This window comes from Pseudomonas citrullilanati (genome assembly GCF_030580855.1).
Taxonomy (GTDB): domain Bacteria; phylum Pseudomonadota; class Gammaproteobacteria; order Pseudomonadales; family Pseudomonadaceae; genus Aquipseudomonas; species Aquipseudomonas citrulli.
Genome location: NZ_JAUQOP010000026.1, coordinates 1 through 21,899 on the forward strand (window position 1 = coordinate 1; position 21,899 = coordinate 21,899).

The 21,899-nt window shown below is 63.5% G+C and carries 17 protein-coding genes; 12 read left to right on the top strand and 5 right to left on the bottom strand.

Translation table 11 applies throughout. The features are described 5' to 3' along the window. Positions 1-127 precede the first annotated feature (127 nt). Together Q6A48_RS17150 and Q6A48_RS17155 are read right to left on the bottom strand one after the other, a co-directional pair. The gene (locus tag Q6A48_RS17150; protein ID WP_304555329.1) at positions 128-439 is read right to left on the bottom strand and encodes a DUF6916 family protein; all 312 of its coding nucleotides are present in this window, start codon (positions 437-439) and stop codon (positions 128-130) included. A gap of 46 nt (positions 440-485) precedes the next feature. Continuing rightward, on the bottom strand, positions 486-1,073 hold the full coding sequence (locus tag Q6A48_RS17155; protein ID WP_304555330.1) for a phage tail protein: 588 nt from the start codon (positions 1,071-1,073) through the stop codon (positions 486-488). A 301-nt stretch (positions 1,074-1,374) separates the two neighbouring features. On the opposite strand from Q6A48_RS17155, the gene Q6A48_RS17160 reads away from it, so the two are divergent. The 5 genes from Q6A48_RS17160 to Q6A48_RS17180 are packed head-to-tail and all read left to right on the top strand — an operon-like array spanning position 1,375 to position 12,796. After that, entirely contained in the window at positions 1,375-2,220 is an 846-nt protein-coding gene (locus Q6A48_RS17160; RefSeq protein WP_304555331.1) for a sulfotransferase family protein, read from the top strand. A 52-nt stretch (positions 2,221-2,272) separates the two neighbouring features. Continuing rightward, positions 2,273-9,514 (top strand): Ig-like domain-containing protein, encoded by a 7,242-nt coding sequence (locus Q6A48_RS17165; RefSeq protein WP_304555333.1) that lies wholly within the window; start codon positions 2,273-2,275, stop codon positions 9,512-9,514. 43 nt (positions 9,515-9,557) lie between these two features. After that, positions 9,558-11,069 (top strand): TolC family protein, encoded by a 1,512-nt coding sequence (locus Q6A48_RS17170; RefSeq protein WP_304555334.1) that lies wholly within the window; start codon positions 9,558-9,560, stop codon positions 11,067-11,069. A 12-nt stretch (positions 11,070-11,081) separates the two neighbouring features. Continuing rightward, positions 11,082-11,867 carry an aspartyl/asparaginyl beta-hydroxylase domain-containing protein gene (locus tag Q6A48_RS17175; protein WP_304555335.1) on the top strand — a complete coding sequence of 262 codons (786 nt, stop codon included), beginning with the start codon at positions 11,082-11,084 and terminating at the stop codon, positions 11,865-11,867. Then, the gene (locus tag Q6A48_RS17180) at positions 11,855-12,796 is read left to right on the top strand and encodes a sulfotransferase family protein (protein WP_304555336.1); all 942 of its coding nucleotides are present in this window, start codon (positions 11,855-11,857) and stop codon (positions 12,794-12,796) included. Before Q6A48_RS17175 ends, Q6A48_RS17180 begins: the two co-directional genes overlap by 13 nt. A gap of 180 nt (positions 12,797-12,976) precedes the next feature. On the opposite strand, the gene Q6A48_RS17185 is transcribed toward Q6A48_RS17180, so the two are convergent. Together Q6A48_RS17185 and Q6A48_RS17190 are read right to left on the bottom strand one after the other, a co-directional pair. Next, positions 12,977-13,738, bottom strand: a complete 762-nt coding sequence (locus tag Q6A48_RS17185; RefSeq protein ID WP_042730291.1) for a slipin family protein — start codon at positions 13,736-13,738, stop codon at positions 12,977-12,979. 1 nt (position 13,739) lies between these two features. Further along, positions 13,740-14,264 (bottom strand): NfeD family protein, encoded by a 525-nt coding sequence (locus tag Q6A48_RS17190; RefSeq protein WP_304555337.1) that lies wholly within the window; start codon positions 14,262-14,264, stop codon positions 13,740-13,742. Positions 14,265-14,520: 256 nt separating this feature from the next. On the opposite strand from Q6A48_RS17190, the gene Q6A48_RS17195 reads away from it, so the two are divergent. The 7 genes from Q6A48_RS17195 (at position 14,521) to Q6A48_RS17225 (ending at position 20,512) form a co-directional block, all read left to right on the top strand. Beyond that, entirely contained in the window at positions 14,521-15,102 is a 582-nt protein-coding gene (locus Q6A48_RS17195) for an alpha/beta hydrolase (RefSeq protein WP_304555338.1), read from the top strand. A 44-nt stretch (positions 15,103-15,146) separates the two neighbouring features. Then, positions 15,147-16,082: a sigma 54-interacting transcriptional regulator gene (locus tag Q6A48_RS17200; RefSeq protein WP_304555339.1), complete on the top strand. Its 936-nt coding sequence runs from the start codon at positions 15,147-15,149 to the stop codon at positions 16,080-16,082. 181 nt (positions 16,083-16,263) lie between these two features. Beyond that, on the top strand, positions 16,264-17,046 hold the full coding sequence (locus Q6A48_RS17205) for a MetQ/NlpA family ABC transporter substrate-binding protein (protein ID WP_304555340.1): 783 nt from the start codon (positions 16,264-16,266) through the stop codon (positions 17,044-17,046). A 518-nt stretch (positions 17,047-17,564) separates the two neighbouring features. Then, the gene (locus Q6A48_RS17210; protein WP_304555341.1) at positions 17,565-18,230 is read left to right on the top strand and encodes an amino acid ABC transporter permease; all 666 of its coding nucleotides are present in this window, start codon (positions 17,565-17,567) and stop codon (positions 18,228-18,230) included. After that, entirely contained in the window at positions 18,211-18,870 is a 660-nt protein-coding gene (locus tag Q6A48_RS17215) for an amino acid ABC transporter permease (protein WP_304555342.1), read from the top strand. Before Q6A48_RS17210 ends, Q6A48_RS17215 begins: the two co-directional genes overlap by 20 nt. Continuing rightward, positions 18,867-19,649, top strand: coding sequence for an amino acid ABC transporter ATP-binding protein (locus Q6A48_RS17220; RefSeq protein ID WP_304555344.1), 783 nt, complete (start codon positions 18,867-18,869; stop codon positions 19,647-19,649). The genes Q6A48_RS17215 and Q6A48_RS17220 overlap by 4 nt, the downstream gene beginning before the upstream one ends. Beyond that, the gene (locus tag Q6A48_RS17225) at positions 19,646-20,512 is read left to right on the top strand and encodes a transporter substrate-binding domain-containing protein (protein WP_304555345.1); all 867 of its coding nucleotides are present in this window, start codon (positions 19,646-19,648) and stop codon (positions 20,510-20,512) included. Before Q6A48_RS17220 ends, Q6A48_RS17225 begins: the two co-directional genes overlap by 4 nt. 133 nt (positions 20,513-20,645) lie before the next feature. On the opposite strand, the gene Q6A48_RS17230 is transcribed toward Q6A48_RS17225, so the two are convergent. Next, complete coding sequence (locus tag Q6A48_RS17230; RefSeq protein ID WP_304555346.1) at positions 20,646-21,806, bottom strand: AAA family ATPase; 1,161 nt, start codon at positions 21,804-21,806, stop codon at positions 20,646-20,648. Between the last annotated feature and the right edge of the window lie 93 nt (positions 21,807-21,899).

Consider the following 21,899-nt stretch of genomic DNA (forward strand, 5'->3'; position numbering starts at 1 on the left):
AATGTGTCTGCACTCGCCCATACTGCGTTGAAACGGGGCTCGGAATGCTCATGTACGCCAGTACACTGCGCTTCCTCGCCCCGTTTCGCCTTGTCTGGCCTTCGCGCAGACACATTTCAGACAGAGCTTAATTGAACGCGATGTAGAAATAGCCGACCGTGGGGTCCCGTCCCATCGGTGGCATCCGTGACACGAACACGCCTTCGAGCCTGCCCAGTTCGGGCACGTCCAGCGCACACAGGCCATCGACGAACTCGGTGGCCTGCAAACTGTTGAGTTCCACGCTGAACGGCATGCGCTCAGTGTTCGGCAACTTGGCCCCGGGCGCCTCCTCAAGGGTCTCGATCCGTATGGGCAGGCAACTGCCGTCGGGCAGGGTCAGGTTGCTGGTCTGGCCCAGCAACGCTTGGAAATGGTAGCTATTAACCGCTTGCAGCATGTGAGTACTCCAACGGGCCGAAGGGCCTGGGCCCTGCGGCGGGTCATCAGTTTCGGGACGGGAAGTAACCTTGAAGGGCGATGCTGAAGTTGATCGCCAGGAACGGGTTCATGATCGCCATCGGCAAGCCATTGCCCGTCGGGGCCACCGTTCCGCTGACCGTCGTGGTCACGCCTTTGAGCGGCACCGGCGAGGCGCCGAGCTGGTCGGAATAGATATTCGCCGCACCCGGTCCGGTGCCCGAAGTGCCGATGAACGAGTTGGTGGCCGTGGGAGTATTCGCCGGATTGCTGGCCGGGTTCGCCAGTTGCAGGGTGGTCGAGGCGGTGATACCGGTGAGGGCGTGAGTGTGGTTGGGCAGGTTGTTCAGGGTCGCGGTGACGTTTTCGGTGCCGGAAACCTCGCCGATGACGCGTGGGGTCAGGCCCAGGCCGTTGCCCTGGCCCATCGGCATGCGGCCTTGCAGGTTGGGCAACATGAAGGTGGTTTGGCCATTGCCTCCGTAACTCACCCCGATCAGCGCGAAAAGCGTCTGGTACTGGGCAAGGCTGAGCGTCTGGCCCTGGCACAGGGCCCAATCCCTGGGCGCGAAGTTGAAGGCAAATGCTTGAATGGTTCCGATGAATACTTCCATAGACTCCTCATCCCTCAGGTGATTGCTCTGTCGTGCGGCAAGCAAGGTATGAGGGGAAAGGACGATCAGCCCGACGCCTCTATTCCCTGGCCTGTCACGCACGGCTGAGCGTAGACCGGGTTGCCTGATTTTGCTGGCTAGACGCGAGGAAAATTCTGATAAGACGGCTAAATCGATTCAGGTACGGCTAGGGCCTGTACCGTCCATCTTTTTTACGGAATGAGGCCTATTTGATATCAAAGTACTACTAGGCGGCGCTTGTTTCCTAAGCTACGCTTCGGACACAAAAGGACTGCAAACGGTGAATGGATTGTCGCAGTTTCACTTTATTTCCGGTTTGCCCCGCTCAGGCTCGACCCTGCTTTCTGCGATTCTATTGCAGAACCCGCGCTTTCACGCCGGTATGACCAGCCCCGTCGGTTCGCTGTTCAGCAGTGTGTTGCATCAATGCAGCGCCGGCAGCGAGTTTGGCTCGGTGATCGACACCGACCTGCGCCGCCGCCTGTTGCGCGGGTTGTTCGACTCCTACTATGCCGACAAGGCCGACAAACCCGTCATCTTCGATACCAACCGCCAGTGGTGCGCGCGCCTGCCGGCCCTGCAGGATCTGTTCCCCCAAGCCAAGACCATCGCCTGCGTGCGCAATGTCGCCTGGGTACTCGACAGCCTGGAGCGGCTCTACCGCGCCAATCCGTTCGAGAACACCAAGCTGTTCAACGACGATGACGAGCGCAGCACGGTCTACAGCCGCTGCGAAACCCTGGCCCAGCGCAACCGCCTGGTGGGATTCGCCTGGACGGCGCTCAAAGAGGCCTATTACGGCGAGAACGCCGAGTCGCTGTTGATCGTCGATTACGACCTGCTGAGCCAGGCACCGGAGCGAGTGATGCGGCTGGTGTACGAGTTCATCGGCGAGCCCTGGTTCGAACACGATTTCAATCACTTGACCTACGACGCCCCGGCCTTCGACCAGGCGCTGGGCGTTGCCGGCCTGCACAAGGTCAAGCCCAAGGTCGCGCCGCAAGCCCGGCGGACCTTGCTGCCGCCGGATCTGTTTGAAAAGTATGCCGAGTTGTCGTTCTGGCGTGATGGTTCCGCCAGTGCCGCCAATGTCATTCGTATGAAAACCGACGCCGCGACCAGCTGATCGCGGTTTTTTCCATTTGCGTGTTCAAGAAGTTCGAGTCCAGGTGATCGTCATGTGGTGGAGCAAAGGCAAATCGCGGGTAACCGAGGGCGCACAGGCCCTGGCATCGCCAATGATCATGTCCCTGGAGCCGCGAATGCTCTTCGACGGCGCGGTGGCCGCTACCGTGGCCGAGGCCGCGCAACCGGATGCCCATCCCACCGCTGACGCAGCCAAGACCCCCACGGCTGACCAGGCTTCAGACAGTCATGCACCTCAGGGCCAGGCCGATGCCACCCAGGCTGCCCTGCCCGGCAAGTCCGTGGTGTTCGTCGATTCCCGGGTCAAGGATTCCGCCAGCCTGCTCGAAGGCGTCACGCCCGGCACCCAGGTCGTGCAGCTGGACGCCACCAAGGACGGCTTGCAGCAGATCGCCGATTACCTGGACACCCACCAGGGCATCAGCTCGGTGCAGATCATCGCCCACGGCAACGCCGGTGATTTATGGCTAGGCAACAGCTACCTCTCGGCGGATAACGTCCAGGCCCGCAGCGAAGTGCTGGCGCAGATCGGCCAGGATATGAATGCCGGTGGCGATATCCTGATTTACGGCTGTTACACCGCCGAGGGCGACCGGGGCCTGGCACTGGTCGATTCGTTGGCGCAGTTGACCGGCCGCGACGTGGCGGCGTCAAATGATCGCACGGGCGTGGGCGGCGACTGGGACCTGGAAATCGCCACCGGTAACATCGAGAGCGCCAACGTGCTGTCGGCCACCGCCATGAGCGAATACCAATGGGGCCTCGCCACCTGGACCGCCACCAACAACGCCAACTCCGGCGTCGGTTCCCTGCGCACGGCCCTGGCATCCGCGCAGAACGGCGATATCGTCACCTTCAGCAGCGGCATGACTGTGGCGCTGACCCAGGTGCTGGTGGTCAACAAGAACGTGACCATCGATGGCGACCTCAATAACGATAACGTCGCCGACGTGACCCTCGACGGACAATTCCGCACGCAGATCCTCAATGTGACGTCCGGCACGACGGCCACCCTCGATGGCTTGGTGATCACCCGCGGCTTGGTGGCGGGCAACGGCGGCGACGGCGGCGCGGATGCGCTGGTGGCCAAGGGCGGCGGGATCTACAACGCCGGGACGTTGACCCTGAAGAACGTCACGGTCACCGCGAACGCCGCGTCGGGCGGTGGCGGCGGTGGCGGTGTGACGCCGATATACGCCGGTGGCGGTGGTGGCGGCGGTGGCGCGATCAGCGGTTTCGGCAACGGCGGCAACGGCGGCAATACGCTCAACGCCACGGGCTCCAGCGGCTCGTCTGGTCAAGGCGGGGCCGGTGGTGGCTTCTTCAACATGGGTGGGAGAGGCGGTTCCTCTACTGGCGGTGCTGGCGGTGCCGCCTATCCTGGCTACAGCACCGGTTCGGCCGGCGGCACGGCGTCCAGCGCCGGCCTGTCCATCGGCGGCGGTGGCGGTGGCGATGGCTATAACGACATCGGCGGTGCCGGTGGCGGAGCGGTTGGCGGTATCTACAACGATACCGGCGCGACCCTGCGGATCATCGGCAACTCGGTAATTTCCAACAACATCGGCGCGGGCGGCGGCGGTGGTGGCGGTGGCGCCGGTGGCGGCTACAACCATACGGGTGGTGCTGGCGGCGTTGGTGTCGGCGCCATCTGGAACAAAGGCTCGATCCTGATCACTGCCGCCAACTTCGCGGCCCTGGCCGGCAACGTCGGTGGCAGTGGCGTGGGTGGCACGAGCGCGGGGACCGCGGGTGTTTCGCCGGCGTCGGTGTCCAACGTCTACGGTGATGGCGGCACCATCAATACCAACTATGTGCCGGACGAGACGCCGCCCACGGCGACTGTCGTGGTGGCCAATACCAGCTTGAACTCCGGTGGCACGTCGCTGGTGACCGTCACCTTCTCCGAGGCCGTGACGGGCTTTACCGCGGCGGACCTGACGGTGCAGAACGGCACCGTCGGCGCCTTCACCAGTGGCGACGGCGGCATCACCTGGACCGGCACGTTGACCGCGGCCAGCAATATCGCCGACACCACCAACGTCATCACCCTCAACAACACCGGGGTCACCGACCTGGCCGGTAACGCTGGCGTGGGTACCACCCTCTCGAACAATTACGTGGTCAACGACACCGTGGCGCCGACGGCGTCCATCGTGGTCAGTGACACTGCCCTCAGGGTCGGTGAAACCTCAGTGGTGACCATCACCTTCAGCGAAGCGGTGAGTGGTTTCACCGCCGCCGACCTGACCGTGGCCAACGGCTCGCTCAGCGGCCTGAGCAGCAGCGACGGTGGCATCACTTGGACGGCAACCTTGACGCCGGACGCGGCCATCACTGACACCACCAATCTGGTGGTCCTCGACAACACCGGCGTTGCGGACTTGAGTGGCAACGCTGGCGTGGGCACCACCAACTCCAACAACTATGCCATCGATACCCAGCGTCCGACGGCCACGATCGTGGTAGCTGACACGGCGTTGAGTGTCGGCGAAACGTCGCTGGTGACCATTACCTTCAGCGAGGCGGTAAGCGGTTTCACCACCGCCGACCTGACGGTGGCCAATGGTACGGTCACCGGGCTGAGCAGCAGCGATGGCGGCATCACCTGGACCGGCACGCTTACGCCAAGTGCCAGCGTCAGCGACACCAGCAACCTGATCACACTGGCTAATACCGGTATTGCCGACTTGTCTGGAAACACCGGCACCGGTACCACCGACTCGAACAACTACGCGATCGACACGCTACGCCCGACCGCCACCATCGTGGTGGCCGATAACGCACTGAGAATCGGCGAAACCTCTCTGGTGACGATCACTTTCAGCGAGGCCGTGACCGGTTTCACCCTGGCCGACCTGACGGTGGCCAATGGCAGCCTGAGCGGGCTGAGCAGCAGCGACGGCGGTATCACCTGGACCGCGACGCTCACCCCGAGCGCCAGCACCACCGACGCCACCAACCTGATCGTCCTGGCCAATACCGGCATTGTGGACTTGGCCGGTAACGCCGGCAGCGGCACCACCAGTTCCAACAATTATGCCATCGACACTGCGCGTCCGACCGCGACCATCGTCGTGGCCGACAACGCCTTGAGCGTTGGCGAAACGTCTCTGGTGACCATTACCTTCAACGAGGCGGTGACGGGTTTCACCACCGCTGACCTGACGATCGCCAACGGCACGATCACCGGATTGAGCAGCGGCGACGGCGGCATCACCTGGACCGGCACGCTTACGCCAAGTGCCAGCGTCAGCGACACCACCAACCTGATCACCCTGGATAACACCGGTGTGACGGACGCGGCGGGCAACGCAGGCAGTGGCACCACCGACTCCAACAACTACGCCATCGACACTGCGCGTCCGACGGCCACCATCGTGGTCGCCGACCCGACCATCGGCATTGGCGAAACCACGGTGGTGACCATTACCTTCAGCGAGCCTGTGACGGGTTTTACCCTGGCCGACCTGACGGTGGCCAACGGCAGCCTGAGCGGCCTGAGCACCAGCGACAACATCACCTACACCGCCACCTTCACCCCGGGCGTGGGCGTTAACGATGCCACCAACCTGGTCACGCTGAACAACACGGGCGTGGTGGACGGAGCGGGCAATACCGGCAGCGGGACCACCGATTCCAACAACTACGTCGTCGACACGCTGCGCCCGACCGCCACCATCGTAGTCGCCGATACGGCGCTGAGCGTCGGCGAAACCTCGTTGGTGACCATTACCTTCTCCGAGGCCATCAGCGGCTTCGACAATTCGGACCTGAGCGTCGCCAACGGTACGCTGAGTGCGGTCAGCAGCAGTGACGGCGGTTTCACCTGGACAGCCACCTTCACCCCGGCCCTCGGCGTCACCGACACGTCCAACGTCATTACCCTGAATAACACCGGAGTCAGCGATGCGGCAGGCAACACCGGCACCGGCACCACCAACTCCAACAACTACCAGGTCGACACCAACGTGCCGACGGCGACCATCGTGATTGCCGATACCACCCTGAGCATCGGCGAGACGTCACTGGTCACCGTGACCTTCAACTCGGCGGTCAGCGGTTTCGACAATTCGGACCTGACTGTCAGCAACGGCACCCTCAGCACCATGAGCAGCACCGACGGCGGCGTAACCTGGACCGCCACGTTCACGCCGAGCGCGGGTATTTCCGATACCAGCAACGTCATCACGCTGGACAATACCGGCTTGATCAACGCTTCGGGTAACGCCGGCGTGGGCACCACCGATTCGAACAACTACGCCGTCGATACCGTGCGTCCAACGGCAACCATTGTCGTCGCCGATACGGCCATTGCCGCTGGCGAGACGTCGCTGGTGACCATCACCTTCAACGAGGCCGTGACGGCGTTCACTGGCGCCGACCTGACGGTCGCCAACGGTGTGATCTCTGGGCTGAGCAGCAGCGACGGCGGCATCACCTGGACCGCCACCTTCACGCCGACCGCGGGCATCAATGACACCAGCAATGTCATCGCGCTCAACAGTGGCGGCATCATTGACTTGGCAGGCAACTTCAACGTTGGCACAACCGATTCGAACAACTATGCCATCGACACCGTGCGCCCGACGGCGACCATCGTCATGGCCGATTCCAGCCTCAGTGTCGGCGAAACCTCGTTGGTGACCATCACCTTCAGCGAGGCGGTGACCGGTTTCACCAACGCTGACCTGAGCGTTGCCAACGGCACCCTCAGCGCGGTCAGCAGCAGCGATGGCGGCCTGACCTGGACTGCGACTTTCACGCCGACCCTGGGCGTGCGGGATACGTCCAACCTGATCATCCTGGACAACACCGGCGTCAGCGACGCGGCGGGCAATAGCGGAACCGGTACGACCAACTCGGCCAATTACGCTATCGACACGCAGGTGCCGACCGCGACCGTCGTAGTGGCCGATACGTCCCTGAGCATCGGTGAAACCAGCCTGGTGACCATCACCTTCAACGAAGCGGTGAGCGGTTTCGACAACAGCGACCTGACCGTCGGCAACGGTACGCTGAGCAACGTATCGTCGTCCGACGGCGGCGTTACCTGGACGGCCACGTTCACCCCGAGCGCGAGCATTGCCGATACCAGCAACCTGATTACCCTGGACAATACCGGTGTCGTCAACGTCTCGGGCAACGCCGGTGTCGGCACCACCGACTCGAACAACTATGCCATCGACACCGTGCGTCCAACGGCGACCATCGTCGTCGCCGACACGGCCATTGCCGCGGGCGAGACGTCGCTGGTGACCATCACCTTCAACGAGGCCGTGACCGGTTTCACCGACGCTGACCTGACCGTTGCCAACGGTACGCTCAGCGGGTTGAGCAGCAGTGACGGTGGTATTACCTGGACCGCGACCCTTACGCCAACCACTGGCATCACGGATACCAGCAACGTCATCACCCTTGCCAATAGCGGCGTTGCCGACCTGGCGGGCAACGCCGGCAGCGGGACCACCGATTCGAACAACTACAGCGTCGACACCCAGCGTCCGACCGCGACCATTGCCCTGAGCCATTCGACCTTGAAACCGGGTGAGACGGCCCAGGTGGTCATCACCTTCAGCGAGGCGGTGAGTGGTTTCGACAATTCGGACCTGAGCGTGGCCAACGGCACGCTGAGCGCGGTCAGCAGCAGCGATGGCGGGCTCACCTGGACCGCGACCTTCACCCCGACCCCGGGCGTGACCGACACCACCAACCTGATCACCCTGGACAATTCTGGCGTGAGCGATGCGGTCGGCAACGCCGGCACCGGCGTCACCCAATCGGCCAACTACGCCGTCGAGACCCAGGTGCCGACGGCCACGGTAGTGGTGGCCGACAGCGCGCTCAAGGCCGGTGAAACCTCGTTGGTGACCATCACCTTCTCGGAGGCCGTCAGCGGGTTCGACAACAGCGACCTGAGCGTGAGCAACGGTACGCTGAGCAACGTTTCGTCCAGCGACGGCGGCATCACCTGGACGGCGACGTTCACCCCGGCGACCAACGTCACCGACACCACCAACCTGATCAGCCTGGACACCAGCGGCGTGGTCAACGCCTCGGGCAACAGCGGCGTGGGTGTGGTCGATTCCAACAACTACGCGATCGATACGCTTCGCCCCGGCGCCACCATCACGCTGGGCGACACCACCCTGGGCATTGGCCAGACCACCACGGTGACGATCACCTTCACCGAGGCCGTTTCCGGTTTCGACCTGTCAGATCTGAGCGTGGCCAATGGCGTGCTGTCCAACCTGGCCAGCAACGACGGCGGCCTGACCTGGACCGCGACCCTGACACCGACCGCGGGCGTCAACGATGCCACCAACCTGATCCTGCTCGACAGCGGCACTGTCCAGGACCTGGCGGGCAACGCGGGCGCTGGCATCGCGATCTCGGCGAACTACGCCCTGGACGCCAGCCGGCCGACAGCGACCATCGTGGTCGCCGACTCGAACCTGGGCGTGGGCGAGACGACCCAGGTGACCATCACCTTCAGCGAGCCAGTGAGCGGTTTCGACCTGTCGGACCTCAGTGTCACCAATGGTGAACTGAGCAACCTGACCAGCAGCGACGGCGGCAAGACCTGGACGGCGACGTTCACGCCGACGGGCAACCTCACCGACCCGAGCAATTTCATCGCCCTGGACACTAGCAATGTCAGCGACCTGGCGGGCAACGCCGGCTCCGGGGTGTCGGTGTCCAACAATTACCAGATCGACACCGTGGTGCCCAACGATGTGAAGCCGCCGCCGGAGTTCCTGACCACGGATCCGGTCGTGGCGTTGCCATCGTCCGAGGTGCCGTTGCAGCCGATCGTCTTCAATCCGCCGACCGGCGACCTGGGTTCGCCGCTGGGCTTCCCGCCGCTGTTCGAGCAACGGGACGTGGGCGGCGGCCTGCGGCCGATTGGCGACATCTTCATCAACCGTGGCGAACTGGCGCCGAGCTATATCGCCCAGGTGTTCAGCAATGACGCCGCCGGCGATGGCTCTGGCCAGGGGTTCCTGGGCTTCGGTGGCGGCGATGGCGGGGTGTTCGGCAGCAGCACGCTGTCGAGCCTGTTCAACAAGGACTTCGGTTCGGACACCGAATCGATGGATGCCTTCGGCAACCGCTCGATCCAGGGCGGGGACGCTATTCAAGGACAGCGCGGCCTGTTCGGCGCGCCAACCCTGGGCCAGCAGTTGCAGCATCTCAAGGACACCGAGCAGCGTCAGGTCGATAGCCTGGCACTGGCTCTACAACAGGCCGGCATCAGCGAAGTGCAGGCTTGAACAATTTCAAGAAAATGAGCGGCAGCCAGGGGCAAACCAGGGAATGAATAGAAGTCAGAAGTTATTCGGTATGAGTTTGCTGGCGTTGGTCGTCAGCGGATGTGCGGTCACCAGCGAGCCGATCGATCGTAGCGTCAGCGAACAGCGCGCCCGAACCGATCTGCAGAACATGTACAAGGACCAGGAGCCCCTCAGCGGGCCCCTGACCCTGCACCAGGCCATGGCCCGGGCGGTGAAGTACAACCTGGAAGGCCGCTTGAAAATCATGGAAGAGGCCCTGGCCAAGCGTCAGATGGACCTCGCCAGCTTCGACATGCTGCCACGCATGGCGCTGGATGCCGGCTACGTTGGACGTAACAACGTCAACGCCTCCAGCAGCCAGAGCGTGCAGACCGGCACCCAGTCCCTGGAACCGTCGACCTCCCAGGACCGCGACCGCGAGGTGGCGGACCTGACCATGGTCTGGAACGTGCTCGACTTCGGCGTCAGCTACATCAGCGCCAAGCAGGCCGGCGACCAGCGCCTGATCGTCCAGGAACGCCGGCGCAAAGTCATCAACACCATTGTCCAGGACGTGCGTTCGGCCTACTGGCGCGCCATGGCCGCCGAGCGGCTGCTCAAGCAGATCGACAGCCTGATGGCCCGTGTCGAGTCGGCACGCGGCAACAGCCAGAGCATGAGCGAGCAGCGCATTGGCGACCCGGTGCAGGCCCTGGGTTACCAGCGTTCGCTGATCCAGGCCACCCGCCAGCTCGAAGAGCAGCGCCGGGCGCTGTCGCTGGCCAAGACCGAACTGGCGACGCTGATCAACCTGCCCCTGGGCACCGAACTGACCCTGGCCACCCAGGATGAGTACGAGATCCCGGAGCTCAAGGTCGACCTGGCTCGCCTCGAACAGGAAGCCCTGGCCAGCCGTCCGGAACTGCGCGAGCAGGACTACCAGACCCGCATCACCGCCGCCGAAACCCGCAAGGCCATGCTGCGCCTGCTGCCAGGCCTGGAGTTTTCCGCCGGCGGGCACTACGACAGCAACTCGTTCCTGGTGGAGCAAGGCTGGGCGGACTATGGCGTCAAGGTCACCTGGAACCTGTTCAACGTGATCTCCGCCCCGGCGGCCATCGACGTGGCCAAGGCCGGTGAAGAAGTCGCCTCGGCGCGGCGCCAGGCGATGTCCATCGCCGTGCTGGCGCAGTTGTACGTGGCCAACGCCAACTATCGCGAGGCGCTGCGGCAGTTCAAGACCAGCCAGCAACTGGCGGACATCGACGGGCAGATCGTCGGCCAGTTGCGCAGCCGTCACGAGGCTGCGGGCATTGGCGAACTGGACCTGATCCAGGGCGAGCTGAACACCCTGCAGGCCGATCTGCGCCGCGACCTGGCCTATGCCGACCTGCGCAACGCCTATGGCCAGATCTTCGCCAGCGCCGGCCTCGATCCACTGCCCAACGAAGTGCAGTCGACCCAGGTGCAGTCGATCGCCACGGCGCTGGCCAACCGTGAATCGGCCTGGGCACAGGGCAACATCACCGTGCCAACCGCACCGGTCGCCCAATAACGGCGCGTGCCCATGACGCGCCCGGCGTTTTCCCGCCTGCCAGCGACGGTGAACCTGCCGTTGCTGTTGCAGGCGCTGGCGGCCGTCGAGGACGAGCGTTGGCAGGGGCATTTCAACAGCGCGTTCCATAGCGGCGACTGGAGCGGCGTGGCGCTGATCTCGGCGGCCGATGCCCTGACCGAATTGTCCCCTGGCAGCGGTCAGCCTACGCACCGCACGCCCTGGACCCGGGATGGCCGTTGGCACGAGGCCTTGCGCGATTGGCCCCTGGCGATCGTCTCGGCCCGGTTGCTGCGCCTGGGCCCTGGCGGGTGTATTCATGAGCATCGCGACTATGACCTGGGCGGCCCGGACGCCGATCTGCGCTTGCACGTGCCGTTGCTCAGCCCGCCCGCCGTGGACTTCTGGCTGGATGGGCAGGTGATTCCGATGAAGGCCGGCGAGTGCTGGTTTCTCGACTTGTCGCGACCGCATCGCGTGGTCAATCGAAGCCATCAGGCGCGGATTCACCTGGTGCTCGATTGCCGCCCCGGGCCCTGGTTGCAACAGCAGATCATCGACGGTTTGCCCACCACCCCGGCCCCGGGTGTCGGGCACAGCGACCTTGGCCTTTTCCACCAGCGCGTCGACGCCGATCCGCAACTCGCCGAGGCCTTGCGAAGCCTGCACGAGCCGGACACCTTCATTGAGCGGGCCATTGCATTGGGTGCGCAACAGGGCCTGCATTTCACCCGGGAAGAACTGCGCGCAGCGATGCGCGATGGACGCCGGCAATGGAGTGAACAATGGAAGGCTTGAACCTGGACGGTTGGCTGCCGATTCGCGTGTGGCAAGACACCGGTCAATGGCGGGTCGACTGGTGCTGGTTCGGCGACACGCCCTTGTCCCAACCCTTCTTCGGCGATGCGGTGGAAGACGCCCTGCGCCTGCCCTTCAATCAGGCGTTCCGGCGCCAGACACCGTTGGCCGCACTCGGCCAGTGGCAGCGGCAGAGCCCCGGACTTGCGCCCAGCGGGTTCATTTTCCATGCCTCGCGCTGCGGCTCGACCCTGGTCAGCCAGATGCTGGCGCAATTGGACGACCACATCGTCATCTCCGAGCCACCGCCGCTGGATCGGCTGCTGCGCAGTGACCTGCCCGCCGCCGAACGTTGCGTGGCGCTCAAGGGCTTGCTGTCGGCCTATGGGCAGCGCCGTCGCGGCCTGGAGCAACGCCTGGTGATCAAGCTCGATGCCTGGAACATCGGCGAGCTGCCGCTGTTGCGCGCCTGTTTCCCCGACACCCCTTGGTTGTTCCTGTACCGCAATCCCCTGGAAATCGCCGTGTCTCACTTGCGCCGCCCCGGCATGCACATGGTGCCGGGCATGATCGGCCCGAGCGTGCTGGATGATGGGCTGCCGTTCGGCAACCAGGAAGATTTCATCCCGCGGCGGCTGGGGCGGTTGTTGGCGGCGGGCCTGCAACACTGCCAGGCATTGGCGGGACTGGCGGTCAACTACACCGAATTGCCCGGGGCGATGACGGGCAGGCTGGCGGCGTTTTTCGGCCTTGATGATGAACGATGCGCGAACATCTTCGCGGCGGTGGGGCAACATGCCAAGCAGCCGGCCCAGGCGTTTGTCGACGATAGCGCGGACAAGCGCCGGGAGGCCTCGGCGCTATTGCGTGAGGGGGTCATGCGCTGGGCGCAGGGGCCGTATGAAGCGTTGAAGTCGCTGCCCCTGTAGTGGGACCGGACACGCTTTTGTGGCGAGGGGATTTATCCCCGCCGGGCTGCGAAGCGGCCCCCAAACCAGCCAACTCGGTGTGCCAGGAAGACTGAATTCACTGCTTTAGGGCGGCTGCGCAACCCAGCGGGGATAAATCCCCTCGCCACAAAGGCCAGCCTTCAGTCCATTCTCAATGTTTCAAGGCTTGTTCGGCGACAACTCCGCCATCCCCTTGAGCAACTCGATCGGCAGCGGGAAGACGATGGTGGACGACTTGTCCCCGGCAATCGACCCCAGCGTCTGCATGTAGCGCAGTTGCATGGCGCCCGGCTGACGGCCGAGCATCTCTGCGGCTTGCATGAGCTTTTCCGAGGCTTGCAGCTCACCCTCGGCGTGGATCACCTTGGCCCGGCGTTCCCGTTCGGCCTCGGCTTGGCGGGCGATGGCGCGGATCATCGATTCGTTGAGGTCTACGTGCTTGATCTCGACGTTCGCCACCTTGATGCCCCAGGCGTCGGTCTGGGCGTCGAGCACTTGCTGGATATCGCTGTTCAACTGCTCGCGCTCGGCCAGCAACTGGTCCAGGTCATGCTTGCCGAGGACCGCCCGCAAGGTGGTCTGGGCCAATTGGCTGGTGGCCATGAGGAAGTTCTCGACCTGGATGATGGCCTTCTGCGGATCGAGCACGCGAAAGTACAACACCGCGTTGACCTTCACCGAGACGTTGTCCCGGGTGATCACGTCCTGGGGTGGCACATCGAGTACGATCGTGCGCAGGTCGACGCGGATCATCTGCTGCACCACCGGAATCAGCAGGATCAGCCCCGGCCCTTTCACTTGCCAGAACCGGCCCAGCTGGAACACCACTGCGCGTTCGTATTCGCGCAGGATCCGGAACGTCGAGGCCGCCAGTGCGATGACCAGCAACAGCAGCAGCGTGAAACCGATTTGCATACCCATCTCATGCTCCTTGTGAATCAGCGGGGGCCACTTCCAGCAGCAGGCCTTTGCGAGCCGTGACCCGTACCGCCTGCCCGAGCCGCAGCGGCGTCACGCAGGTCACCTGCCAGCGTTCGCCTTCCAACTGGACCCAGCCATGATGGTGGTTGCCGGCCTGCAGCGCGGTGACGGTCGTGACATGGCCCAACAGCGCGGCGTCGCCAGTGACGGCTTGGCGCGGTCGGGTTTTCAGCGCGCGCAACAACAGGGCCGCCAGCAGCACGGTGCTGATCACGCCCAGGCCGATCATCAACGGTACCGGGACGTCGGCGTTGGTGAGCATGACCGCGCCGATCACGCACAAGACGATGCCGCCCAGGCCGGCGATCCCGTAGTTGGGCAGCGCCGCCTCGGCGGCCAGCAAGGCCACGCCCACGGCAATCAACCAGAAGCCCAGCGGATCGACCCCCGACGGCACGAGACCCTCGGCAGCCAGGACCGGCCCGCTCGTGAGCAGCAGCGCGACCGTCAAGCAGCGAATATTCACCGGACCCTCCACGCGTATTCGTCGGGACGTTAGCTTGAGTCTAGTCGAGGGCGGCGCTGCTTGATTTTTGATCAGTCTGGCGGTCAGTGGGGCCGAACGAATGGGGCATACGCGAAACCTGTGGGAGCGAGCCCGCTCGCTGCCAGAGCAAAAGATATATTCTTTTTGTTTATTAATAAATAGCTTCTTATTCCTTAAACAATATAACTCTCGTCCCTATACTCCTTCGGGAACAGACACGCAGGAGAGCATCCCCATGCGCAACGAATCGATTCGCTACCTGATTGTGCCGGGCTGGCAAGGATCGCCAGACAACCATTGGCAAACCCACTGGCAGAACAGCCTGCCCAACAGCGCCAGGGTCGAGCAGGCCGATTGGCTGACGCCTCGGCGCGAGGACTGGGTCGCGGCGCTGGCCGAGGCCATCGCCAGCGACAGCACGCCGGTCATCCTGATTGCCCACAGCCTGGGCTGCATCACGGTTGCCCATTGGGCCGCCACTGCGCCCGCGCACTGCCTGCACCAGGTGCGCGGTGCGTTGCTGGTGGCTCCGGCGGACGTCGAGCGGCCGGCCTGCGCCCCGGCGTTGCGCAATTTCGCGCCGATCCCCCTGCAAGTGCTGCCGTTTCCCAGCCAGGTGGTCGGTTCCGACAACGACCCCGCCGTGAGCGCCTCGCGCGCCGTGGAACTGGCGCGCCACTGGGGCGCCGAGGCCGGCATCCTGGGTGGGGCCGGGCACATCAATGTGAAGTCCGGCCACCAGCGCTGGGAGCAGGGCTTCGCCTATCTCTATCGCTTGCAGAACCGCATGGAGCATCACGCCCTGCGTCGCGCCTGAATTGTTAGCGCCCCGTCTCCCGGCGGTAGGGCGCGGAGACTGCCATGAGTTTGCATGAAACCTTCGGTCAGCCGTTGCTGACCTTTCCCGATGCGGAAAAGAGCCCGCTGAGCATCCGCGCCAAGGCGCTGGTGTTCGTCGATCCGCGTTCGCGGCAATTGCGCCAGGCGCTGGAGCAACTGGCGCCGCGGGCGATCTCGGTGTTGATCCGCGGGGAAAGCGGCACCGGCAAGGAATTGCTGGCCCGGCACATCCACCGCGAAAGCGAGCGCGGCGGGTTGTTCGTGTCCGTCAACTGCGGCGCCATCAGCCCGACCTACGCCGATGCCGAATTGTTCGGCTATGCCGCCGGCAGCTACAGTGGCTCGGCCAGCAGCCGCGCCGGTTGGTTCGGTTCGGCCAATGGCGGCACCCTTTACCTGGATGAGATCGGCGACCTGCCGCTGCCGATCCAGGTCAAGTTGCTCGCCGCCCTGGAAAACCACGAAGTCACCCGCGTCGGTGCGCACCAACCCAGCCCGGTGGATGTACGCCTGGTCGCGGCCACCAGCATCGACCTGGCGCAGGCGGTGGAGGCGGGGAAATTCCATCAGCGGCTCTACGATTACCTCGGCGAAGGTCGGCTGGAGCTGCCAGCCCTGCGCGAACGGGTGGGCGACATCCTGTCCCTGGCCGAATACTTCCTGGGTATCTACAGCCAGCGCCTCGGCCTGGCGGTGCCGCTGATCAGCGAGGCGGCGCAACGCGCCCTGGAACGGCACAGTTGGCCGGGGAACACCCGTGAGCTGGAAAACGTCATTCACTTCGCGTTGCTGGTGAGCACGGGGGATGAAATTCTGCCGGCGCATTTGAACCTGCCGTCCCAGCCCTCGGTCCTCGAATCGATCGACCGCCAGGTGGCACAGGTCGTCGCCCAGGGCACTGACGCGGAGCGCACCGCCTTGAAGGCGCTGCTGACTCGATTGGGCCAAGCGCTGTAGATCAGGATGCACACCCGTGTTTTTCTATATGATTAAAATGAATATGAACTTGAATAAAAGATATTGTTAAGGCATAAAAAATATCGGTATTGTCCGTCTCACGCCAGCGATAGCATTTCGCTGGCACTCTCACTCTTTGGCTGTCGCCGCCGGCGACGGTGATTCTCGATAAGGACACTGCATGAAAAAGGTTCTGTTGTTTACCGCATTGGCGGCAGCCCTGGCGTCGGGCCTGGCCCAGGCCGCAGAGAAACTGGTCGTGGCCGCCACTCCGGTGCCCCACGCCGAGATCCTCGAACTGATCAAGCCGACCCTGGCCAAGGAAGGCGTGGACCTGCAGATCAAGGTCTTCACCGACTACGTGCAACCCAACGTACAAGTGGATCAGAAGCGCCTGGACGCCAACTACTTCCAGACCCTGCCGTACCTCAAGAGCTTCAACGAAGGCAAAGGCACCCACCTGGTGACCGTCATCGGCGTGCACGTCGAACCCTTCGGTGGCTACTCGAAGAAAGTCAAAAGCCTGGCCGAGCTGAAAGACGGCGCCACCATTGCCATCCCTAACGAAGGCAGCAACAGCGGCCGCGCCCTGATCCTGTTGCAAAAGGCTGGCCTGATCGAGCTCAAGGATCCGAAAAACGCCCTGGCCACGCCCAAGGACATCGCCAAGAACCCGAAGAACTTCAAGTTCAAGGAACTGGAATCGGCCATGCTGCCGCGTGTGCTGGACCAGGTCGACCTGGACATGATCAACACGAACTACGCCCTGGAAGCCGGTCTCAACCCGGCCAAGGATGCCCTGGTGATCGAAGGTTCGGATTCGCCCTACGTGAACTTCCTGGTGGCCCGTCCTGACAACAAGGACAGCCCGGCCATCCAGAAGCTGGCCAAGGCCCTGACCAGCCCTGAAGTGAAGGCGTTCATCGAGAAGAAATACAGCGGCGCGGTACTGCCGGCGTTCTGATTCGCCCGCCAGGCCCTGTCACGGTCCAAACGCCGACGGCTGATCCAGCGTCGGCGTTTTTATTGTGGGAGCGAGCCTGCTCGCGATGGCGATGGGTCAATAAGCATCGAGGTGACTGAGACATCGTCGGATCGCCGCCCGGAGCAAGCTCGCTCCCACAGGGGCCAGATGGCCGATCGATCAAGCCGTCCCGCCCTTCAACGCCCTGCGCAACGCCACCAACAATTTCACGATGTCCTGCGGTTCCAATCGCTGCGGCACTTTTACGTCTGCCATGTGTGCTTCCTTGTCATGTGAGGGAGGGATGTCGAAAGGATCCTCCCTTCGGCGCCAGGAAAAATAGTCGTCTTTACCCTTCGCGGCAAATCCGGGGGAATAGTTTTTTGCGTGATATCAATATGCTTTAACGGTATTTAAATTGCGCTTCTTATAGCTATAAAGTCACTGCCTGCCGGGTCGCTATCCGCTGCCCATGGACCGCACGACCGCCGCTTACCGAGCGGCGTCCAGGATGTTCAATGAACTTCGATTACGCTTTTATCCTCAGCACGCTACCGGCGTTCCTCAAGGCCGTGGGCGTGACGCTGCAGGTCGGCCTTGTCGCCATCGCCACGTCGCTGCTGGTGGCGCTGGTCAACGCGACGATCCTGGTGTCACGCACGCCCTACCTGCAACGCCTGGTGGGGCTGTATGTGGAGTTGGCCCGCAACACGCCGCTGCTCATCCAGTTGTTCTTCGTCTACTTCGCCTTGCCGGCCCTGGGCATCAAGGTGTCCGGGTTTGCCGCCGCGATCATCACCATGACGTTCCTGGGCGGCGCCTACCTCACGGAAGTGCTGCGGGCGGGCGTGGACGCGGTGCCGGCGGCGCAGCTGGAATCCGGTCGTTCCATCGGCCTGTCCCACGGGCAGTTGCTGCGCTACGTGATCCTGCCCCAGGCCGGGATCCTCAGCTTGCCGTCGCTGTTCGCCAATTTCATTTTCCTGCTGAAGGAAACCACCGTGGTCTCGGCCGTCGCGGTGCCGGAGATTCTCTACACCACCAAAAGCTACATCGCGCTCTACTACAAAACCTACGAAATGCTCACCGTGTTGACGCTGATTTGCGTGCTGCTGTTCTTGCCGCTGTCGCTGTTGCTCAGCCGCCTGGAAAGGAGGCTCCAGCATGGCCAGTTCGGGTCTTGAGTTGCTGTGGGTGTCGTTGCCGCAATTGGGCAAGGGCGCCGCGCAAACCCTGTCGATTTCCTTCCTGAGCATCGCCTTCAGCACCGTTGGCGGCGTGCTTTATGGGGTGTTGCGCACGATGGGCGTGAAGGCTGTGGACGTCGTCCTGCGGGTCTACCTGGAGTTGTTCCGGGCGATTCCGGTGCTGGTCTGGTTGTATTTGCTGTTCTTCGGCCTGCCGATCGTTTTCGCCCTGAGCATTCCCAGCTTCTGGTGCGCGGTCCTGGTGTTGTCGCTGTGGGGCACCAGTGAAGTCGGCGAAGTGGTGCGCGGTGCTTTGCATTCGCTGCCACGGGGCCAGCGCGAGGCGGGCTTGTCCATTGGCCTGAACGGGCCGCAACTCTACGGCCATGTGCTGCTGCCGCAAGCGCTGCGGCGCATGACACCGCCGACCATCAATGTCTACACGCGGCTGATCAAGACCAGCTCCCTGGCCGTGCTGATCGGTGTCGTGGACGTGATCAAGGTCGGCCAGCAGATCATCGAGCGCACCTATGAGTCGGTGCTGGTCTACGGTGCGCTGTTCCTGTTTTTCTTTTTCATCTGCTACCCGCTCTCGGCCGCCTCCCGCGTGCTGGAGCGGCGCTGGACGCAAGCATGAGCGCATTGATCGAGTTCAAGGGCTTCAACAAGTTTTTCGGTGAACAGCAGGTGCTCGACGGCATCGACCTGCAGGTGCAGGCGGGGGAAGTGATCGTCATCCTCGGCCCCAGCGGTTGCGGCAAAAGTACCTTGCTGCGTTGCCTAAACGGGCTGGAAGTGGCCCACGGCGGCAGCCTGAGCTTCGCCGGGCGTGAGTTGCTGGACAAGGGCACCGACTGGCGCGAAGTGCGCCAGCAAATCGGCATGGTGTTCCAGAGCTACCACCTGTTCCCGCACATGAGCGTGCTCGATAACCTGCTGCTCGGCCCGGTCAAGGTGCAAAAACGCGACCGCCGCGAAGCGCGCGGCCAGGCCGAGGCCTTGCTCGCCCGAGTGGGCCTGCTGGACAAGCGCGATGCCTTTCCCCGCCAACTCTCCGGCGGCCAGCAGCAACGCATCGCCATCGTTCGTTCGCTGTGCATGAACCCCAGGGTCATGCTGTTCGACGAGGTCACCGCCGCCCTTGACCCGGAAATGGTCAAGGAGGTGCTGGAAGTCATCCAGGGCCTGGCCCGCGAGGGCATGACCCTGCTGATCGTCACCCACGAAATGGCCTTCGCCCGTGCCGTGGCTGACCGCATCGTGTTCATGGACGCCGGGCGGATCCTTGAACACAACCCCCCCGAGATTTTCTTTACGAACCCGCAAACCGCACGAGCGCAGCAGTTCCTGGAGAAGTTCTCCTACGTCGCCGCACTGCCCAAAACGACTCAAGAAAAGGAACTGCAACTGTCATGAAAACTGCCAAGTCTTCCCTGCTGCTACTGCCATTGCTCGCCGCTTTCCTGCTGGCCGGCTGCAACAAGACTGAGGAACCGCCGAAGCCGAGCGCCGCGTCGGCCAGCTACCTGGACAAGATCAAGGCCCGGGACAAATTGATCGTCGGTGTCTTCACCGACAAGCCGCCGTTCGGTTTCGTCGATGAGGCTGGGCGCTATGTCGGCTTCGATACCGACATCGGCCGTCGATTCGCCAAGGACTTGCTCGGCGATGAAAACAAGGTCGAGTTCGTCGCGGTCGAGCCGGCGAGCCGGATTCCGTTCCTGCAAAGTGACAAGGTCGACCTGATCCTGGCCAACATGACCGTGACCCCGGAGCGCAAGGAGGCGGTGGAATTCACCAACCCGAACCTGAAAGTCGCGGTGCAGGCGCTGGTGCCCCAGGCCAGCGCGGTGAAAAGCCTCGATGACCTGGCGACCCGCACCACCATCGTCACCACCGGCACCACGGCGGATATCTGGCTGACCAAGAATCACCCGGACTGGAAACTGCTCAAGTTCGAGAAAAATTCGGAGTCGTTGCAGGCACTGGCCAACGGCCGTGGCGACGCGTATGCCCAGGACAACCTGGTGCTGTTCAGCTGGGCCAAGCAGAACCCCGGCTACCGCGTGCTGGAGCAGACGTTGGGCGCCGAAGCGCCGATTGCGCCGGCGGTGAAGAAGGGCAATATCGAGCTTCGTGATTGGGTCAATGCCGAGTTGGCGAAGCTGGGCGAGGAGAAATACCTGCTCAAGCTGTACGACCAATATGTGCGCAAGGAACTGAGCGATGACACCAAGCCTGAGAGTGTGATTGTCGAAGGGGGCAAGTGGCAGGGGTGAATTGCTGACAGTTGCAGCGTCCCGACGGCCGCTTCGCGAGCAGGCTCGCTCCCACATTGGATCGCGTTCGTCCGATTCGCTCGGCCATCTGTGGGAGCGAGCTTGCTCGCGATGGCGGTCTGTCTGGCCCTGATCAATCCGGCCAATGCCACGCCGGCTCGTCCAGCGCCCGTTGCCCGACAATCGCGGTCTGCCCCAGCTCCTTTTCCAGGACGATGCAATTGCACTGCTCATCCTGTTTCAGGGCGGCGTTCAGGCGCGAGGCATGGGACACCACCCAGACCTGGCAACTGGCCGAAGCCCGGATGATCAGCCGTGCCAAGGCGGGCAGCAGATCGGGGTGCAGGCTGGTCTCGGGTTCGTTGAGCACCATCAGCGACGGTGGCCGTGGCGTGAGCAGGGCGGCGACCAGCAACAGGTAGCGCAGGGTGCCGTCCGACAGTTCGGCGGCGGACAGCGGGCGCAGCAAGCCATGCTGCTGGAACGCGATCGCGAAGCGCCCCCCTTGCAGTGTTTCGACGTGCAGCCTGGCGCCGGGGAACGCGTCGCCGATGGTTGCGTGCAACGCCTCGCCGTCGCCGATTTCAAGAATGGTCTGCAGGGCGGCGGCCAGGTCGCGGCCATCGTGGTGCAGCACCGGCGTGCGGGTGCCCAGTTGCGGTTGGCGCACCGGGGCATCGGCGTCGCTGCGAAAGTGGTCGTAGAAGCGCCAGCGCCGAATGAATTCACGCATCTGGAACACTTCCGGCGAGCTGCGCAGGCTGCCGACCTGGTCGAACAGGCTGTCGAAGGTCGGCGTGTGCTGGGCCAGTACATCCCAGGCGCGACCCTCGCGGGCACGGATCATCGGGCCGTTGCGGTCCACCAGCAGGCTGGCGGGACGAAACACCGGCCCGGCCCAGATGCATTCGCGCTTGATTTCAGGGTCCAGGGAAAACGCCGAGCGGCTGGGCTCGGGCAAGCCCAGGGCGATCGAATAGCTGAAGTCTTCACCGGTAAAGCCCAGGCGCAGGCGCTTGGTGCCCTGTCGCACGATGCCCTGGACAGGCACTTCGCCGTTGCGCATGCGCCGGCTTATTTGTTCCGGCCCGGCCCAGAACGTCGAATCCAATCCCCCTTCGCGGGCCAGGGCGTTGACCACCCCGCCCTGGGCGGTTTCAGCCAGCAGGCGCAGGGCGCGGTACAGGTTGGACTTGCCACTGCCGTTGGGGCCGGTGATCAGGTTCAGCCGGCCCAGCGGGATCACCAGCTTGTTGATGGATCGGTAGTTGGCCACCGCGAGGGTTTTGAGCATGGGCGATTTCCTGCTGCCTGGTTAGCGTCTGTGCATCCGTGGAACCCTGTTCTAAGCTCACAGTCGTATCGTCACTGGCACGTTCGTGCAATG

Bases quoted from the DNA above. Each gene is read 5' to 3' on its own strand.
- Q6A48_RS17150 (WP_304555329.1), bottom strand. From the start codon at position 439: ATGCTGCAAGCGGTTAATAGCTACCATTTCCAAGCGTTGCTGGGCCAG.
- Q6A48_RS17155 (WP_304555330.1), bottom strand. From the start codon at position 1,073: ATGGAAGTATTCATCGGAACCATTCAAGCATTTGCCTTCAACTTCGCG.
- Q6A48_RS17165 (WP_304555333.1), top strand. From the start codon at position 2,273: ATGTGGTGGAGCAAAGGCAAATCGCGGGTAACCGAGGGCGCACAGGCC.
- Q6A48_RS17170 (WP_304555334.1), top strand. From the start codon at position 9,558: ATGAATAGAAGTCAGAAGTTATTCGGTATGAGTTTGCTGGCGTTGGTC.
- Q6A48_RS17175 (WP_304555335.1), top strand. From the start codon at position 11,082: ATGACGCGCCCGGCGTTTTCCCGCCTGCCAGCGACGGTGAACCTGCCG.
- Q6A48_RS17180 (WP_304555336.1), top strand. From the start codon at position 11,855: ATGGAAGGCTTGAACCTGGACGGTTGGCTGCCGATTCGCGTGTGGCAA.
- Q6A48_RS17185 (WP_042730291.1), bottom strand. From the start codon at position 13,738: ATGGGTATGCAAATCGGTTTCACGCTGCTGCTGTTGCTGGTCATCGCA.
- Q6A48_RS17195 (WP_304555338.1), top strand. From the start codon at position 14,521: ATGCGCAACGAATCGATTCGCTACCTGATTGTGCCGGGCTGGCAAGGA.
- Q6A48_RS17200 (WP_304555339.1), top strand. From the start codon at position 15,147: ATGAGTTTGCATGAAACCTTCGGTCAGCCGTTGCTGACCTTTCCCGAT.
- Q6A48_RS17205 (WP_304555340.1), top strand. From the start codon at position 16,264: ATGAAAAAGGTTCTGTTGTTTACCGCATTGGCGGCAGCCCTGGCGTCG.
- Q6A48_RS17210 (WP_304555341.1), top strand. From the start codon at position 17,565: ATGAACTTCGATTACGCTTTTATCCTCAGCACGCTACCGGCGTTCCTC.
- Q6A48_RS17215 (WP_304555342.1), top strand. From the start codon at position 18,211: ATGGCCAGTTCGGGTCTTGAGTTGCTGTGGGTGTCGTTGCCGCAATTG.
- Q6A48_RS17220 (WP_304555344.1), top strand. From the start codon at position 18,867: ATGAGCGCATTGATCGAGTTCAAGGGCTTCAACAAGTTTTTCGGTGAA.
- Q6A48_RS17225 (WP_304555345.1), top strand. From the start codon at position 19,646: ATGAAAACTGCCAAGTCTTCCCTGCTGCTACTGCCATTGCTCGCCGCT.
- Q6A48_RS17230 (WP_304555346.1), bottom strand. From the start codon at position 21,806: ATGCTCAAAACCCTCGCGGTGGCCAACTACCGATCCATCAACAAGCTG.